Annotated in this window: 12 protein-coding genes; 6 read left to right on the plus strand and 6 right to left on the minus strand. The window is 60.9% G+C overall.

Going from position 1 to position 16946, the window contains the following annotated elements; translation table 11 throughout:
* Positions 1-20: 20 nt before the first annotated feature.
* The 5 genes from JL39_RS06480 to JL39_RS06500 all read right to left on the minus strand — a co-directional run bounded on the left by JL39_RS06480 (position 21) and on the right by JL39_RS06500 (position 6431).
* A complete protein-coding gene (locus tag JL39_RS06480) occupies positions 21-1166 on the minus strand; it encodes an iron-containing alcohol dehydrogenase (protein WP_037147598.1) in 1146 nt (381 codons plus the stop codon).
* Entirely contained in the window at positions 1163-2548 is a 1386-nt protein-coding gene (locus JL39_RS06485) for an aldehyde dehydrogenase family protein (RefSeq protein ID WP_037148540.1), read from the minus strand. Before JL39_RS06485 ends, JL39_RS06480 begins: the two co-directional genes overlap by 4 nt.
* A gap of 38 nt (positions 2549-2586) precedes the next feature.
* The gene (locus JL39_RS06490) at positions 2587-3957 is read right to left on the minus strand and encodes a glutamine synthetase family protein (RefSeq protein ID WP_037147601.1); all 1371 of its coding nucleotides are present in this window, start codon (positions 3955-3957) and stop codon (positions 2587-2589) included.
* A gap of 63 nt (positions 3958-4020) precedes the next feature.
* Positions 4021-5520: an amino acid permease gene (locus tag JL39_RS06495; protein ID WP_037147603.1), complete on the minus strand. Its 1500-nt coding sequence runs from the start codon at positions 5518-5520 to the stop codon at positions 4021-4023.
* A 131-nt stretch (positions 5521-5651) separates the two neighbouring features.
* Complete coding sequence (locus tag JL39_RS06500; RefSeq protein ID WP_037148543.1) at positions 5652-6431, minus strand: N-formylglutamate amidohydrolase; 780 nt, start codon at positions 6429-6431, stop codon at positions 5652-5654.
* Between the two features lie 169 nt (positions 6432-6600).
* Here JL39_RS06500 and JL39_RS06505 point away from each other — a divergent pair, with 169 nt between their 5' ends.
* The 5 genes from JL39_RS06505 (at position 6601) to JL39_RS06525 (ending at position 11532) form a co-directional block, all read left to right on the plus strand.
* Positions 6601-7491, plus strand: a complete 891-nt coding sequence (locus tag JL39_RS06505; RefSeq protein WP_037147606.1) for a MurR/RpiR family transcriptional regulator — start codon at positions 6601-6603, stop codon at positions 7489-7491.
* 134 nt (positions 7492-7625) lie between these two features.
* Positions 7626-8729, plus strand: coding sequence for an ABC transporter substrate-binding protein (locus tag JL39_RS06510; protein WP_037147608.1), 1104 nt, complete (start codon positions 7626-7628; stop codon positions 8727-8729).
* Positions 8730-8797: 68 nt separating this feature from the next.
* Positions 8798-9673 carry an ABC transporter permease subunit gene (locus JL39_RS06515; RefSeq protein ID WP_037147610.1) on the plus strand — a complete coding sequence of 292 codons (876 nt, stop codon included), beginning with the start codon at positions 8798-8800 and terminating at the stop codon, positions 9671-9673.
* Positions 9670-10458 carry an ABC transporter permease gene (locus JL39_RS06520; RefSeq protein ID WP_037147612.1) on the plus strand — a complete coding sequence of 263 codons (789 nt, stop codon included), beginning with the start codon at positions 9670-9672 and terminating at the stop codon, positions 10456-10458. The genes JL39_RS06515 and JL39_RS06520 overlap by 4 nt, the downstream gene beginning before the upstream one ends.
* Positions 10459-10470: 12 nt before the next feature.
* A complete protein-coding gene (locus tag JL39_RS06525) occupies positions 10471-11532 on the plus strand; it encodes an ABC transporter ATP-binding protein (RefSeq protein ID WP_037147615.1) in 1062 nt (353 codons plus the stop codon).
* A gap of 174 nt (positions 11533-11706) precedes the next feature.
* On the opposite strand, the gene metH is transcribed toward JL39_RS06525, so the two are convergent.
* Positions 11707-15480 carry a methionine synthase gene (gene metH / locus JL39_RS06530; protein WP_037147617.1) on the minus strand — a complete coding sequence of 1258 codons (3774 nt, stop codon included), beginning with the start codon at positions 15478-15480 and terminating at the stop codon, positions 11707-11709.
* A 175-nt stretch (positions 15481-15655) separates the two neighbouring features.
* Here metH and JL39_RS06535 point away from each other — a divergent pair, with 175 nt between their 5' ends.
* Positions 15656-16912: an AGE family epimerase/isomerase gene (locus JL39_RS06535; protein ID WP_037147619.1), complete on the plus strand. Its 1257-nt coding sequence runs from the start codon at positions 15656-15658 to the stop codon at positions 16910-16912.
* Positions 16913-16946 lie beyond the last annotated feature (34 nt).

Raw genomic sequence — 16946 nt, forward strand, 5'->3', positions numbered from 1 at the left:
ACCATCCGTGGACAGCCGGATCAAAAGCACTCGAGGAAAAGAGCTTTGGTATTCTCGAGTGTCATCGGCACCGGATTGCCGCCGCAGCTCGGATCTTCGATCGCCATCGCCGTGAGTTCATCGACCCGATCGGGCGCAATACCCATGGCCGTGAGATTTTCCGGCACGCCGAGATCCGAACGCAGGGAGAGGACATAGTCGTAGAAGCCGTCAAAGCCGCCGGAAATGCCGAGATAGGCGGCGGCGCGAGCTATCTTCTCCTCGATCGCCGTCCGATTGAAGCGCAACACCGGCGGCATGACGACAGCGTTCGTCATGCCGTGATGGGTGTTGTAGATCGCACCGATTGGATGCGAGAGCGAGTGGATTGCGCCAAGCCCTTTCTGGAAGGCGACGGCTCCCATGGCAGCCGCGGACATCATGTTGGTGCGGGCTTCGATATCCGAGCCATCCTTGTAGGCGCGCGGCAGGAACTCCTTCACAAGCCGCATGCCTTCAAGCGCGATGCCAGCCGACATGGGATGATAAAAGGGCGAGCAATAGGCTTCCAGGCAATGGGCGAAAGCATCCATGCCGGTACCCGCGGTGATCACCCCGGGCATGCCAACCGTCAGCTCCGGATCGCATATCACCACGCCCGGCAACATCCTCGGATGGAAGATGATTTTCTTCACATGCGTCGCAGAGTTGGTGAGCACCCCTGCCCGCCCGACTTCGGACCCCGTGCCCGCCGTGGTCGGGACGGCAACGATCGGCGCGATCTTCGACGCGTCGGCGCGTGTCCACCAGTCGCCGATGTCCTCGAAATCCCAGACCGGCCGCGTCTGACCGGCCATGAAGGCGATCAGTTTACCGAGGTCGAGGCCCGAACCGCCGCCAAACGCGACAACACCGTCATGACCGCCATCCTTGTATGCCTTGATGCCTGCTTCGAGGTTCTTCTCGTTCGGGTTGGGATCGACCTCAGAGAAAACCGTACGACCGAGGCCGGCTTCGTCGAGCACGTCGAGCGCATGGGCGGTGATCGCCATTGACGCCAGTCCCCGATCGGTGACAAGCAGCGGTTTCTTCAAGCCCAGTGCCTTGCAGGCGTCCGCCAATTCCTTGATCCGCCCGCGCCCCAGCTTGATGGCGGTCGGATAGCTCCAGTTCGCGACGATATTCATTTCGTGGCCTTTTTCAGGTGATAGGATTTCGGGCGGGTCAGGTTGTGGAAGCCGAGCAGGGAAAGCGAGCCGCCCCGACCCGTCTCCTTGACACCGGTCCAGACGAGTGCCGGATCGAGATAGTCGCAGCGGTTCATGAACACGGTGCCGGTTTCGAGTTCGCGACCGATCCTGCCGGCGCGGTCCGCATCTTCCGTCCACAGCGAAGCGGTCAGGCCATACCGACTGTCGTTCATCAGGGCGATTGCTTCGTCGTCAGTCTTCACCTTCATGATCCCGACGGCAGGACCAAAGGTCTCTTCGCGCATAAAGGGCATGGAATGGTCGACATCGACAAGCACCTGCGGCGCGAGATAGGCGCCGCCGTCATCGGCCGGAAAAAGCTTCGGATCGACCAGGGCCTTGGCCCCCTTCGAAACCGCATCGGCGATCTGCTCGCGCACCACCTTGGCAAACCGCTTGTTGGCCATCGGCCCGAGCGTCGTTTCCTTGTCGAGCGGGTTGCCGAGCTTGTAGTTAGACACCCAGGCAACCGACTTTTCGACGAACCGATCGTAAAGCGATTCGTGCACGTAGATGCGCTCGATGCCGCAGCAGCACTGGCCGGAATTGTAGGTGGCGCCGTCCATCAGCGTATCGACGGCCGCATCGAGATCGGCATCCTCCATCACATAACCCGGGTCCTTGCCGCCGAGTTCGAGGCCGATCCCCGTGAAGGTTCCAGCCGCCGACCGCTCGATCGAACGGCCGCCTTCGACGGAGCCGGTAAAATTGATAAAATTGAAAAGCCCTTGGGAAATGAGCTTCGCCGTCGTCTCATGATCGAGGAAAAGGTTCTGGAAGACGTCTTCCGGTACACCCGCCTCCACGAAGGCACGCACCATGCGCTCGCCGACCAGCAATGTCTGGGCCGCGTGTTTCAGGACCACCGTATTGCCAGCCATGAGCGCCGGCGCAACCGTGTTGATCGCCGTCATATAGGGATAGTTCCAGGGCGCGATCACGAAGACGACACCATGCGGTTCACGCTCGATGCGGCGCTCGAAGCTGGCGCTGTCCTCGACCACCATTGGCGCCAGCGCGTCCGCCGCAATGGACGCGACATAGTTGGAACGCTCGTTGAAGCCCTTGAACTCACCGCCGTAGCGGACCGGTCGTCCCATCATCCAGGCCAGTTCCGGCACCACTTCATCGGCCATCTCGTTGAGCCGCGCGACACCCTTCAACACGAGTTGTACGCGTTCCTCAAGCGGTCGTTTCGCCCACGCCTTCTGCGCCCTGTGGGCCTGGCCCACCGCCTCCACCGCGTCTTCGAGCGACATCGCCGGACGTTCGGCATAGACCGAACCGTCGACCGGCGAGATACATTGGATCATGGTCATGATCAGCATTCCTGTTTCTGATTTCGTGGTGGAGAGATTTACGCTCTCTCGAAGCCGCGGGCCACTTCCCAGTCCGTAACCCGGCGGTCGTATTCCTCCTGCTCCCAGCGAGCGGCCCGGACATAGTGGTCGATGACGTCATGACCAAACGCGGTTCGAAGGAGTTCGGACGAGGACATCAGCTCGGTCGCATCGCGCAACGTTTTCGGGATTTCCCGCACGTCCGTGCCGTGATAGGCGTCGCCGACAAAGGCGGGTTTCAATTCCATCTTCCTTTCAATCCCGTCAATGCCCGCTGCGATCAATGCAGCCATCGCGAGATAGGGATTGAGGTCGGAGCCGCCGACGCGGCATTCCACGCGGATTGCCTTGGTTTCCTCGCCACAGAGGCGGTAGCCGGCCGTGCGGTTGTCCTTGGACCAGACGGCCTTGGTCGGCGCGAACGTGCCTGCCATGAAGCGCTTGTAGGAATTGATATAGGGTGCCAGGAAATAGGTGATCTCGCTGGCGTGCGCGAGCAGCCCGGCCACGTAGTGCTTCATGGTATCCGACATGCCATGTTTGCCATCCTTGTCGAAAAAGAGTGGCGTGGTGCCGTCCGAGTTCCAGAGCGACTGGTGGATATGGGATGAACTGCCGGCGGCACCGTAGTTCCACTTGGCGAGGAAAGTGATGGCTTTCCCCTTCGACCACGCGATCTCCTTGCAGGCGTTCTTGATGATCACATGCCGATCGGCCATGGTCAGCGCATCGGCATAACGAACATTGATCTCCTCCTGGCCGGCGGACGCCTCTCCCTTGGAATTCTCGACCGGAATGCCGGCACCCTGCAGGCCGGTGCGGATCGCCCGCATCACCTCCTCTTCCTTGGTCGTCTGGAAGATGTGGTAGTCCTCGTTGTAGGCGCTGGCGAGCTTGAGGTTGCGATAGCCGCCTTCGCGGGCGCTGTCATAGGGTTGGTCGAACAGGAAGAATTCGAGCTCGGTCGCCATGAAGGCGGTCATGCCCATCGCCTCCAGGCGCTTCACCTGCTTCTTCAGGATCGCACGAGGTGAGTGCGGCACTTCCTCATGAGTGTGATGGTCGAGCACATCGCAGATGACCAGGGCGGTCCCCTCAAGCCACGGAAGTCTCCGCAGCGTCGAAAGGTCCGGCTTCATCGTATAGTCGCCGTAGCCCTGCTCCCAGCTCGACGCCTTGTAACCGGGAACGGTTTCCATCTCGATGTCGGTCGCCAGCAGATAGTTGCAGCTATGGGTTTCCTTCCAGGCACCCTCGATGAAATATTCTGCCTGAAACCGCTTGCCCATCAGCCGCCCCTGCATATCCACCTGGGCGGCGATGACGGTATCGATGCGCCCCGCGGCGACGTCGAGCTTCAGATCGTCGAAGGAGTAACTTGCGGCCATGCGTTTCATCCACTGCTTGAAAAATGGGAGGCGCGACCCGGCGGCCGCGCCTATTCAATGCAATCAGGCGAGCGAAGCCGCCTCCTTGTGCTCCATCGCGAATTCCTCTTCCGGCGAGAGGATCAGGCGATGCCTGCCGACGGCCGCGAAGTAGGCGATCGCGATGGCAAACCAGACCACGACCCAGAGCACGCCCTTGGTGAAGTTCGGATCCTGGATTTGGTAGAGCAGCGTGACGACGGCGATGATGATCGTCAAGGTGGCCCCCGGAATGCCAAGCGGCGAACGATAGGGTCGCTCGATATTGGGCAATTTCCTGCGCAGGATGATGAAGGAAATCGCCTGCATGATGTAGGAGAACATCGCGCCGAAGACCGCCATGTTGAGCAATACGCTGCCGATGATGCTGCCGCCCTGCTCCGCGCCGAGCGAGAACCAGATCACCAGCATGACCGCAAGACCGATAACCGAGCCGGCGACCATCGCAACGTACGGCGTCTTGTAGATCGGATGGGTCACGGACAACGCGGTTGGGAAATAGCCGGCACGAGACAGAGAATAAACCTGACGCCCCTGCGCATACAGGATCGTATGGAAACTGGCGATAAGGCCCGTCAGCGCCACGAGACCAAGGACCACCACGCCGCTATCGCCGTAGACCGCCTTGAACCCGTCGAGCAGCGGCTCAAGCGACGACCCAAGATGGAAGGAACCAACACCCGGTACCGACGGATTGAGCAGGACGATCATGAAGGCCGAGACCATCAGCGTTATCATTCCGAGAATGATACCTCTCGGCATGTCGCGCTTCGGATCAACGGATTCTTCCGCCGCCAGCGGAAGCTGCTCGATCGCGAGGAAGAGCCAGACGGCAAAAGGAAGTGTCGCAAGCACGCCGGAAAAGCCGAAGGGGAACCAGGAACCGTTACCCTCGGGCAGTTCGACCGCGGCGCCATCCGGGCCGACACCGATGTTCAGGGCCCAGCGGGAGAAATCCATGCTCGGGATTGCGCTGATCCAGAAGAACACCAAAACCGCCAGCGACAGGACCGTGATGACCAAGGTCACCTTGAAGGACAGTTCCAGGCCGAAGACGTTCAGCGCCAGGAAGATCGCGTAGAAGACTATCCATATAAGCGGCGAATAGGCGGGATCGAAACCGAAGATCTGGTTCACGTAAGCGGTGATAAAGGTAACGATGACTGCCGGCGTGAGAACGTATTCGACGTTTTCACAAAGTCCGGTGACAAATCCGCCCCAAGGGCCCATGGCCGTCCGAGCGAAGGAATAGGCCGCCCCCGTATGCGGCAGGGCCGGGCTCATCTCTGCAATAGAGAAGGTGAGGCCGACATACATGATGGCGATGATGATGCCGGCGACCAGCATGCCGCCCCAGCCGCCGGTCGAAAAGCCAAAATTCCAGCCGGAAAAGTGACCGGAAATGACGGCTCCGACGCCGAGCGCCCAAAGCGACCAGACCCCTGCATAACGGGAAAGCCCGCGTTTTTCGAAATAGGATGCGTCGGCCTTCTTGTAGCTGACACCTGCAGATGAACTTTCCATGCCCTTCTCTCCTGATCAAAGAAACGGGCGGCTGGCCGCCATGGCCAGCCCCACCCCAGTCGACATGCCATGGCGCCGCCCGCTTTTGTCGGTGTCGGCGCGCCCGCAGCTTTCGCTGCTCCCCCGGGGTCTTATTCCTGGATGTCTGCGAGGCTTTCCCGCAGCAATCCAGTCAGAAAATCGGCCGTGACCCCCTGGCCGATTTCGTCTGCTATCAGGTCGTTCCTGATCTCGATCATCACGTTCAGAAGCCCGGCCGGCAAGGCCTGGACTTCCAGAGTATGGGTGACGCCGTCCGCAGGGCCGTAAGGTTCGTTGCGCTCGACACGGTAGAGATGCGTGTCTGACGCCGCTTTCAGCATCCGGTCGGCAAGCCGGCTATCGGTATCGTGCAGGATGCCGATCTCGACCGACCGCTCCCTGCCGAAATAGACCGGGGTGAAACTGTGGATGGTGACGAGCACCGTCGGCTGTCCTCTTTCCCGTCGCGCTGCGATCTCCTCGCGGATACGGCCGTGGAAGGGCATATAAAGCGCGGCAGTGCGGCGCGAGCGCTCGTCCTCCGTCAGGTTTTCATTGCCGGGGATCCGGAAGACTTCGGAGACGCTCGGCATCGCCGCGGGTGACTCCGGCGGTCTGTTGCAGTCATAGATAAGGCGGGAAAAACGCTGATAGACGAGGGTCCCATCGAGGCTTTTTGACATGCGTCGCGCGACCGCAAGCGCACCCGGATCCCAGGCGATATGAGACGACAGGGCCTCGTCGGAAAGCCCCAGATTGCCATAGCGTTGCGGCAGGCGCTGCGAGGCGTGCTCGCAGATCAGCACCACCTCTCCCCTGCCGTTGGGATTTTCCACGGCAACGGGCTCGCCATCCATTTCGCCGAGAACTTCCGACTGCACCAGCATCAATGCGTCCCGCACAATCTGATCAAAATGGGAATAAGAAGAGAATTCTTCACTTTCCTGTCGCCGTCAATGAGATTCTGAAAATTTCTCTTCAAAAGCACCGTTGACTTCTCCTCGGAAACGATTGTTAATTCCGTCAGGAAACCGGCGCAGACCGGAGGGAACAGCTTTCGTGCCACCAACAGCACGCACCGTATCGGATGTCATTCGTGTTCGCTACGACAGCCTGACGCGCGCGGAAAAACAGTTGTCGGACATCCTATTGGAGAACTATCCCGTGTCGGGGCTTGGCAGCATCACGACGATCGCGGACAATGCAGGCGTTTCGACGCCGACGGTCGCGCGCATGGTGCAGAAGCTCGGCTACAAGGGATACCCGGAGTTCCAGTCGCATTTGCACCAGGAGCTCGAAGCGACGATCTCCAACCCGATAGCGAAACACGACCGCTGGGCCTCCAACGCGCCCGGCACACATATCCTCAACCGTTTTGCCGATGCTATCACTGCCAACTTGCGTGATACTTTGTCTGATCTGGACACGACGACCTTCGAGCACGCGGCTGCACTTTTGCGTGACCGCGATCGCAGCATCTATTTCGTCGGCGGCCGTATCACCGGCGCTCTGGCAGAATATTTCTTCACCCATATGCAGGTCATCCGTCCGAAGACGACGCTGATTTCCAACAATTCCAGCTCCTGGCCGCAGCACGTGCTCAATATGAGCGCCGGTGATGTGCTGGTGATTTTCGATATCCGCCGCTACGAGCAGGAGATGGCGACGCTAGCGGAGGCCGCGAAGGCAAACGGCGTCGTCATCATCTTGTTCACGGATGTCTGGTCGTCCCCCGTTGCGAAATACGCGCAACACGTCTTCAAAATACGGATCGAAGCGCCGTCCGCCTGGGATTCTTCCGTTATCACTCTCTTCGTTGTGGAGGCGCTGATCGAGGCGGTACAGAGCGCCACATGGGAGGAGACACGCGAACGCATGAACTCTCTGGAAGGCCTGTTCGAGCGGTCAAGACTTTTCCGCCGCCCCAACCGTCAGACCCGCTCCGACTGACATCGGAGGCAAATGGAATATGCCGGCAAATCCGGGTTTTATGAGCAAATGCTCACGCTCCGGGCTGTCATATACGATACATAAACTGGCTCTACGAGTCGCGCCCGACGCGACCTGAACCCTAGGAGGATACCGTGCTCAACAGGACCCAACGTCTTCTTTCGATGACGACTGCCATCGTCATCGCTTCGGCGAGCCTCGCCGCCGCCGAGCCGAGCGCCGAGCTGATTGCTGCCGCCAAGAAGGAGGGCACGTTGACCACGATCGCCCTGCCCCATAACTGGTGCGGCTATGGCGACGTGATCGCAGCCTTCAAGGCCAAGTACGGCATCGAAGTGAACGAACTGAACCCGGATGCCGGCTCGGGCGACGAGATCGAAGCCATCAAGGCCAACAAGGGCAACAAGGGGCCTCAGGCTCCGGACGTGATTGACGTCGGTCTCTCCTTCGGCCCTTCCGCCAAGGCAGAGGGCCTGCTGATGCCGTACAAGGTCTCCACCTGGGATACTATTCCGGATAGCGCCAAGGATGCCGAAGGCTACTGGTATGGCGACTATTACGGCGTTCTCTCCTTCGTCGTGAACACCGACATCGTGAAGGACGCGCCAAAGGACTGGGCCGACCTGAAGAAGCCGGAGCTCGCGAACTCCGTCGCTCTCGCCGGCGATCCGCGCGCGTCGAACCAGGCTGTCCAGGCCGTCTATGCCGCTGGCCTGGCTGCCGGTGAAAAGGATGCAGCCAAGGCGGGCGCCGCCGGTCTTTCGTTCTTCTCCGAGGTCAACAAGGCCGGCAATTTCGTCCCGGTCATCGGCAAATCCGCCTCGCTTGCCCAGGGGTCTACTCCGATCGTCATCGCCTGGGACTATAACGGCCTCTCCTGGCGCGACAGCCTCAAGGGCAACCCGCCCGTCGAAGTCGTCGTTCCGGCTTCCGGCGTCGTCGCCGGCGTCTACGTCCAGGCGATCTCCGCCTTCGCCCCGCATCCGAACGCCGCCAAGCTCTGGATGGAATTCCTCTATTCGGACGAAGGTCAGCTCGGCTGGCTGAAGGGCTATTGCCACCCGATCCGCTTCAATGATCTTGCCAAGAACAACAAGATCCCGAAGGAACTCCTCGACGCCCTGCCGCCGGCCGCAGCCTATGAAAAGGCCGTTTTCCCGACGCTTGCCGAGCAGGAAGCCGGCAAGACCGCGATCACCACGAAGTGGGATGCGACTGTCGGCGCCAACGTGCAGTAACGTGACGCAATCAGTCTCCCCGCGACTTGCGGGGAGACCTTCTTCTTTCTCGGGCGAAACCGGAACGCATGAGCACCGCCACCACGTCCTTCATCGACCGCCGCATTGTCGTCGATTGGCTCGGCATCGCGCCGTTCATGATCTTCGCGCTGATGTTCCTGATCATCCCGACGCTCTATCTGGTGACGGGCGCCTTTTTCACGCCGGACGGTGAGTTCACCTTCAAGAACATCGTCGACCTCTTCACGCCGTCGATCATGAGCGCCTACTGGATCAGCATCAGGGTCTCGGTCGCATCATCCATCGGCGGCGCGGTGATCGGTTTCTTTCTCGCCTGGGCGATCGTGCTCGGCGGCGTACCCTCCTGGGTCCGCTCGGGGCTGCTGACGTTTTCCGGCGTCGCGTCCAACTTCGCCGGCGTACCGCTTGCCTTCGCCTTCCTCGCCACGCTCGGCCGCACGGGTCTCATCACCGTTCTGCTGCGCGACTGGCTTGGCTTCAACCTCTACTCGACCGGCTTCAACATCCTCTCCTTCTTCGGCCTGACCATCACCTACATGTTCTTCCAGATTCCGCTGATGGTGCTGATCCTGACACCGGCACTCGACGGCATGAAGAGGGAATGGCGCGAGGCCTCGGAAATTCTCGGCGCTTCGACCTGGCAATATTGGCGCATGGTGGCGCTTCCGATCCTCTGGCCAAGCCTGATGGGCACGACGCTGCTTCTCTTCGCCAATGCCTTCGGCGCAATCGCAACGGCCTATGCGCTGACCGGCTCCTCGCTCAACATCGTGCCGATCCTGCTCTACGCCCAGATTCGCGGCGATGTGCTGCACAACGCCAATCTCGGCTATGCGCTGGCACTCGGCATGATCGTCATCACCGGCATCTCCAACATCCTCTACATCTGGCTGCGCACCCGCGCTGAACGGTGGCAGAAATGAAGACGAGCAAGATCCTGGCCTGGATCGCCATCGCCATCGGCCTGATCTACTTCTTCGTGCCGCTGATCGGCACCTTCGAGTTCTCGCTGCGCATGCGGCGCGGCGAATATTCCTTCGACGCCTATCAATCCGTCTTCTCGGATATGCAGTTTCGCGAGACCTTCGGCTTCTCCATGCTGATGGCGCTCTTCACCATCATCTTCGGCATGCTGCTGGTCGTGCCGACCGCCTACTGGGTGCGGCTGCGCCTGCCGCAGATGCGCCCGGTCGTCGAATTCATCACCCTGATGCCGCTCGTCATCCCGGCCATCGTCATCGTCTTCGGCTACCTGCGCCTCTACAACTCCTCGTCCTGGCTGCCCTTCACCGGCTCGACCCAGGGCACGAACGCGCTGCTCGTGCTTTCCTACATCACGCTTTCACTGCCCTACATGTATCGTTCCGTCGATACGGCGATGCGGGCGATCGATGTGAGAACGCTGACGGAGGCCGCCGAGATCCTGGGCGCCAAATGGCCGACCATCATGTTCCGCTGCATCTTTCCGAACGTCATGTCGGGCGTTCTGTCCGGCGCCTTCATTACCTTTGCGATCGTCATGGGCGAATTCACCATGGCAGCGCTTCTCAACCGCCCTGCCTTCGGCCCCTACCTGCAACTCGTCGGCGCCAACAAGGCCTACGAGCCGTCCGCGCTCGCCATCATCGCGTTTGCCGTCACCTGGCTTTCGATGGGGCTCATCCAGCTCGTGTCCCGTTTCAGCAAACTGGCGCCTTCGCGTCCTTGAGGAATTTCCTGCATGTCGTTCTTGGTACTCGAAAACATCAAGAAGAGTTTCGGACAGGTTCAGGTCGTGAAGGACTTCAGCATGGCGATCGAAAAGGGAGAGTTCGTCTCCTTTCTCGGCCCCTCCGGCTGCGGCAAGACCACCGTGCTGCGGATGATCGCCGGCTTCGAGACGCCGAGCGACGGAACGGTTGTTATCAACGGCAAGAACCAGAACCGGCTCAAGACCAACCAACGCAATATCGGCATGGTCTTCCAGGCCTATGCGCTTTTCCCGAATATGAACGTCTTCGACAATGTCGCCTTCGGCCTCAAGGTTGCCGGCAAGCCGAAGAGCGAGATCGAGACGCGCGTGAAGGAGATGCTGGAACTCATCCATCTGGAACATCTCGCCGACCGCTACCCCTACCAGCTGTCCGGCGGTCAGCAGCAGCGCGTGGCGCTGGCGAGAGCACTTGCCCCGAAACCGCAAGTCCTGCTGCTCGACGAACCGCTTTCGGCGCTCGACGCCAAGATCCGCGTGTCGCTGCGCGAGGAGATCCGCCAGATCCAGAGCCGGCTCGGCATCACCACGGTCTTCGTGACCCACGACCAGGAAGAGGCGTTGTCGATTTCCGACCGCATCGTCGTCATGAATGCCGGCCGGGCCGACCAGATCGGCACGCCATCGGAAATCTACAACCGTCCTGCCACCCGCTTCGTTGCCTCCTTCGTCGGCACGCTCAACATAATCGACGCGGTCGTCGTCGATCCTGCGGCCAACACGATCAAGGTCGGCGAGAATGTGGTGAAGTTGCGGGAACCCATAGGTGCGCTAAAAGGCGGCGACAAACTGTCCATCGCACTTCGCCCGGAAGCCGGCTCGCTTTCCGACAACGCCAAAGGCGATACGTCGCTGACCGGCAAGGTCACCTCCTCGCACTTCCTTGGCTCGGTGATACGCACCAAGATCGACGTCGGCGGCGACCAGATTTCCTTCGACATGTTCAATGCGCCGGACGCCGTCATGCCGCAGGCGGGCGAGACCGTGACGCTGTGCTTCAACGCCAGCGACTTCCTGATCGTCCGCGAGTGATGTGATCCGGCAAACCTGATAACTCTCGACGTCACCCTCGGCCTTGTGCCGAGAATCTGCAGACGTCAGCGGTTTGCAGATGCTCGGGACAGGCCCGAGCATGATGGATCAAAGGTTTTCGAATCTTTGCGAGCAGGCTGAAGGGGCACCATCCCGCGCCCTTTCGGGCTCCACCTATGCTGCGTCGTCGACTGCATCCCGGCCGGACGACGGTACATAGTTGAGAACCGGGCCGAGCCAGCGCTCGACCTCCTCGATCGCCATGCCCTTGCGCCTGGCGTAGTCCTCGACCTGGTCCCGCTCGACCTTCGCGACGCCGAAATAATAGGATGCGGGGTGACCGATATAGAGGCCGGAAACGGACGAGCCCGGCCACATGGCGTAGCTTTCCGTGAGCTCGACACCGGTCGCGTTTTCCGCGTCGAGCAGCCGGAACAGCGTCGCCTTTTCGGTATGGTCAGGCTGGGCCGGATAACCGGGGGCCGGCCGGATACCGGCATAGGCTTCCGCGATCAGATCGTCGGAGGAAAGTGTCTCGTCCGCCGCATAGCCCCAGAATTCCCTGCGGACACGCGTGTGCATGCATTCCGCAAAGGCTTCTGCAAAACGGTCTGCCAGCGCCTTGACGAGGATCGACGAATAATCGTCGTTCGCCCGTTCGAAGCGCTCGGCGATCGCCACTTCCTCGATGCCTGCCGTCACCACGAAACCGCCGACGTAATCCTGAAGGCCCGTCGCAACCGGCGCAACGAAATCCGAAAGCGCCACGTTCGGCCGGCCGTCCCGCTTCGAAAGCTGTTGGCGCAGCGTGAAGAATGTCGCCAGTTCCCGGTTGCGGCCCTCGTCCGTGAAGAGGCGGATGTCGTCGCCAACCGCATTGGCCGGCCAGAAACCGATGACTGCGCGCGGCCGGAACCACTTTTCGGCGATGATCTTTTCCAGCATCTCCTGAGCATCGGCATAGAGCTGACGGGCTGCCTCGCCCTGCTTCTCATCCTCGAGGATCGCCGGGAAACGTCCTTTCAGTTCCCAGGTCTGGAAGAATGGCGTCCAGTCGATGTATTTCGCCAATTCCGCCAGATCGTAGGTCTCGAAGACCTTCGTGCCGGTAAACTGCGGCTTCGTCGGCCTGTAGTCCGACCAGTCGAGCTTTTCGGCATTGTCGCGGGCGCGCGCGATCGAAAGGCGCGTCTTCTCGGCCTCAGAACGGGCATGGGCCGCGGCCACCTTGGCATATTCCGCCTGCACGGTGCTGATATAGCCGGACCTCGCTTCGGGCGAGAGCAACGAGGAGACGACGCCGACGGCGCGGCTCGCATCGTTGACATAGACCGCCTGGCCGCGATCATAGCGCGGATGGATTTTCACGGCCGTATGGACACGGCTCGTGGTGGCTCCGCCGATCAGCAACGGGATATCGAAACCCTGCCGCTCCATTTCGGAGGCGACATGCACCATCTCGTCGAGCGACGGCGTGATGAGGCCCGAAAGCCCGATGATATCGACCTTCTCATTGATGGCCGTCTCGAGAATCTTCGTGGCCGGCACCATGACGCCGAGGTCGATGATCTCGTAATTGTTGCAGGCAAGCACGACGCCGACGATGTTCTTACCGATGTCGTGGACGTCGCCCTTGACGGTCGCCATCAGCACCTTGCCGGCGGACTTCTTCTGGTCGCCGCCATTGAGGCGCTTCTCCTCTTCCATATAGGGCAGGAGCACGGCCACCGCCTGCTTCATGACGCGAGCGGATTTCACCACCTGCGGCAGGAACATCTTTCCCGAGCCGAACAGGTCGCCGACCACGTTCATGCCGGCCATCAGCGGCCCCTCGATCACATGCAGCGGCCGCTCGGCCGACTGGCGTGCCTCTTCCGTATCCGCCTCGATATATTCGGTAATGCCGTTGACGAGCGCATGCGAAAGCCGCTTCTCGACCGGCCATTCACGCCAGGCGATATCCTGAGCCTTTGCTTCCTTGGTTCCGGCGCCGCGATAGCGCTCGGCGATTTCGAGCATCCGTTCGGTCGCATCGTCGCGGCGGTTGAGCACGACATCCTCACAGGCCTCGCGCAGTTCCGGATCGATGTTCTCGTAGATCGCGAGCTGGCCAGCATTGACGATGCCCATGTCCATACCCGCCTGGATGGCGTGGTAGAGGAACACGGCATGCATTGCCTCGCGCACCGGCTCGTTACCGCGGAAGGAGAAGGAGAGGTTCGAGACACCGCCCGAGACATGCACCAGCGGCATCTTCTCGCGGATCGTCCGGGTCGCCTCGATAAAGGCAACGCCATAATTGTTGTGCTCCTCGATACCGGTTGCGACCGCAAAGATGTTCGGGTCGAAGATGATGTCTTCCGGCGGGAAATCCGCCTCTTCGGTCAGGAGCTTGTAAGCCCGTTCGGCAATCGACACCTTGCGCTCGTAGGTATCCGCCTGCCCCTGCTCGTCAAAAGCCATGACGACGACCGCCGCGCCATAATTGCGCAGGAGCCGCGCCTGGGCGAGGAACTTCTCCTCGCCTTCCTTCATCGAGATCGAGTTGACGACCGGCTTGCCCTGCACGCACTTCAGGCCGGCCTCCATGATCTCGAATTTGGAGGAGTCGAGCATCAGTGGCACGCGCGCAATATCCGGCTCGGCGGCGATGAGGTTGACGAATTCGACCATCGCCTTTTCGGAATCGATCAGGCCCTCGTCCATGTTGATGTCGATGACCGCGGCGCCGTTCTCCACCTGGTCGCGGGCGACCGCGAGTGCTGCGGTAAAGTCGCCGGCGGTGATTAGCTTGCGGAACTTGGCCGAACCGGTGACATTGGTGCGCTCGCCGACGTTGACGAAAGGCACGTCCTTGGTGAACACGAAGGGTTCGAGGCCGGCAAGCGCCATGAACGGCTTGTGCTCCGGCACTTCGCGCGGACCATGCGCCGCGACCGCCTCGGCAATGGCGCGGATGTGCTCGGGCGTCGAACCGCAGCAGCCGCCGACGACATTGACCAGCCCCTCCTCGGCAAAGCCGCGGATCTGGCGCGCCATGTCGTCCGGCGTCTCGTCATAGCGGCCGAATTCGTTCGGCAGGCCGGCATTCGGATAGGCCGATATGAAGGTATCGGCAACCGACGAAAGCTCCTGCAGATGCGGGCGCATGGCATCGGCGCCGAGCGCGCAGTTGAGGCCGATCGTGAACGGCTTGGCATGGCGCACGGAATACCAGAAGGCGGACGGCGTCTGGCCGGAGAGCGTGCGGCCGGAAAGGTCGGTGATCGTGCCGGAGATCATTACCGGCAGATGGACACCCTTCTCGGCGAAACGCTCGGCGCAGGCGAAGATCGCCGCCTTGGCGTTCAGCGTATCGAAGATCGTCTCGATGAGGATGATGTCGGCGCCGCCGTCGATAAGGCCATCGAGCTGCTCGCCATAGGCAAGCCGCAGGTCGTCGAATGTCACCGCGCGGTAACCGGGGTTGTTGACATCCGGGGAAATGGAGGCGGTGCGATTGGTCGGCCCGATGGCGCCGGCGACGAAGCGGCGGCGCCCGTCCTCCTTCTCGGCCCTCAGCGCTGCACGGCGCGCCAGGCGCGCACCGTCACGGTTCAGGTCGTAGACCGCATTCTCCATCTGGTAGTCGGCCTGGGCAATGCGGGTCGACGAGAAGGTGTTGGTCTCGAGGATATCCGCCCCTGCCTTTGCATAACGATAATGGATTTCCTCGATCGCCTGCGGCTGCGAGAGGATCAGAAGATCGTTGTTGCCCTGCTGATGGCAGGCGCAGCCGGCGAAACGCTCGCCTCGGAACTGTTGCTCGTCGAGGCCGAGGCCTTGGATCTGAGTGCCCATGGCGCCGTCGATGACCAGGATGCGCTCCCGCGCTGCGGCCTGAAGTGCCGCGAGAATTTCCGCGCCGTCGCGCCGAGAGGCTTCGGGGCCGAAAAGTTCATCGAACATGACATATCCTTATCATCTTTGGATCACTCAATAACCGCATAAACATATCTTTATGTCAATATATAACTTGGATCGGATTTGATATGACCAGGTCGAGGATTCAGCGATGACAGGAAACCGACCTGGCGTTATAGGCGTTGAGCTACGTACCCCACCAGAGATTCCGAGGTATCCCATGAGCGACAACAGTCAGATAGCCGCCAACTGGGCGAGCCTTCCCTATCATCGGCGCTGGCTGCTGGATCAGGCGGACGGGCTTTTCGATTTCTTCCAATACCGGGCCGTGAACCCGAAAGGAGGTTTCTTCGATTTCGATGACCGGGGAGCACCGCTCGGCGGCGCCAATCCGACCCGGGGCATCCATGCTTCCGCGCGGATGGTCCACTGCTTCTCGATCGGCTACCTGCTCGGCCGCCCCGGCTCCGGTGACGTGATCGACCACGGCATGCGTTATCTCTGGGAACGCCATCGCGACACGCAGCATGGCGGCTATTTCTGGCAGGTCAATGATGACGGCGCGGCCGATTCCGCCAAGCAGGGCTATGGCCACGCCTTCGTACTGCTGGCCGCCTCCTCCGCCAAGGTTGCCGGCCATCCGCTCGCCGACAGAATGTTGGCCGACATCACCGAGGTTCTCAAAACCAAATTCTGGGAAACCCGCCACGGCGCAATCGCGGAGGAATTCAATCGCGACTGGTCACCGGTCGATGGCGGAACCTATCGCGGCCAGAACTCCAACATGCACCTGACAGAGGCGCTGATGGCCGCTTTCGAGGCGACCGGCGAGAAAGCCTATCTCGACAAGGCCGAAAGCATTGCCGATCTCGTCATCCGCCGGTGTGCCGGCAGCGTCGGCTTCCGGGTTGCCGAGCATTTCGATGCGGAATGGACGATCGACAAGGATTATTACCATCCCGACGAGATGTTCCGCCCGGCCGGCACGACGCCCGGCCACTGGCTGGAATGGGCGCGCCTCGTATTGCAGCTCTGGACCCTCGGCGGCAAGAAGCACGCCTGGATGCCCGAGGCCGCGAAATCGCTCTTCGTACAGTCCATGTCACTCGGTTGGGACAAGGAGAAAGGCGGTTTCTTCTACACGCTCGACTGGCAGGACAGGCCGGCCAAGGTGAGCAAGCTCTGGTGGCCGATGTGTGAGGCAGTGGGGGCGGCACATTTCCTAAATGAGCTTCTGCCGGCGGATCGCTTCTATGAGGATAGCTATCGGCTGATCTGGGGAACGATTGCGAACCGGTTCATCGACCATGAAAACGGCGGCTGGCACGAGGAACTGACGGAAGACCTCGTCCCGGCCCATACCCTCTTTCCTGGCAAGGGTGACATCTATCACGCCCTGCAGGCCTGCCTCATCCCACTCTTTCCGGCAGCCGGCAGCCTGACCAGGGTCATCGTTGAGGCCGGCGGGCACATCTGAAAGCATCAACGACAGCGACGGAACCATAAGAGCC

Source organism: Rhizobium sp. YS-1r (assembly GCF_000757525.1).
Lineage (GTDB): Bacteria > Pseudomonadota > Alphaproteobacteria > Rhizobiales > Rhizobiaceae > Neorhizobium > Neorhizobium petrolearium.

Bases quoted from the DNA above. Each gene is read 5' to 3' on its own strand.
- JL39_RS06485 (WP_037148540.1), bottom strand. From the start codon at position 2,548: ATGACCATGATCCAATGTATCTCGCCGGTCGACGGTTCGGTCTATGCC.
- JL39_RS06495 (WP_037147603.1), bottom strand. From the start codon at position 5,520: ATGGAAAGTTCATCTGCAGGTGTCAGCTACAAGAAGGCCGACGCATCC.
- JL39_RS06490 (WP_037147601.1), bottom strand. From the start codon at position 3,957: ATGGCCGCAAGTTACTCCTTCGACGATCTGAAGCTCGACGTCGCCGCG.
- JL39_RS06525 (WP_037147615.1), top strand. From the start codon at position 10,471: ATGTCGTTCTTGGTACTCGAAAACATCAAGAAGAGTTTCGGACAGGTT.
- JL39_RS06515 (WP_037147610.1), top strand. From the start codon at position 8,798: ATGAGCACCGCCACCACGTCCTTCATCGACCGCCGCATTGTCGTCGAT.
- JL39_RS06520 (WP_037147612.1), top strand. From the start codon at position 9,670: ATGAAGACGAGCAAGATCCTGGCCTGGATCGCCATCGCCATCGGCCTG.
- JL39_RS06480 (WP_037147598.1), bottom strand. From the start codon at position 1,166: ATGAATATCGTCGCGAACTGGAGCTATCCGACCGCCATCAAGCTGGGG.
- metH (WP_037147617.1), bottom strand. From the start codon at position 15,480: ATGTTCGATGAACTTTTCGGCCCCGAAGCCTCTCGGCGCGACGGCGCG.
- JL39_RS06535 (WP_037147619.1), top strand. From the start codon at position 15,656: ATGAGCGACAACAGTCAGATAGCCGCCAACTGGGCGAGCCTTCCCTAT.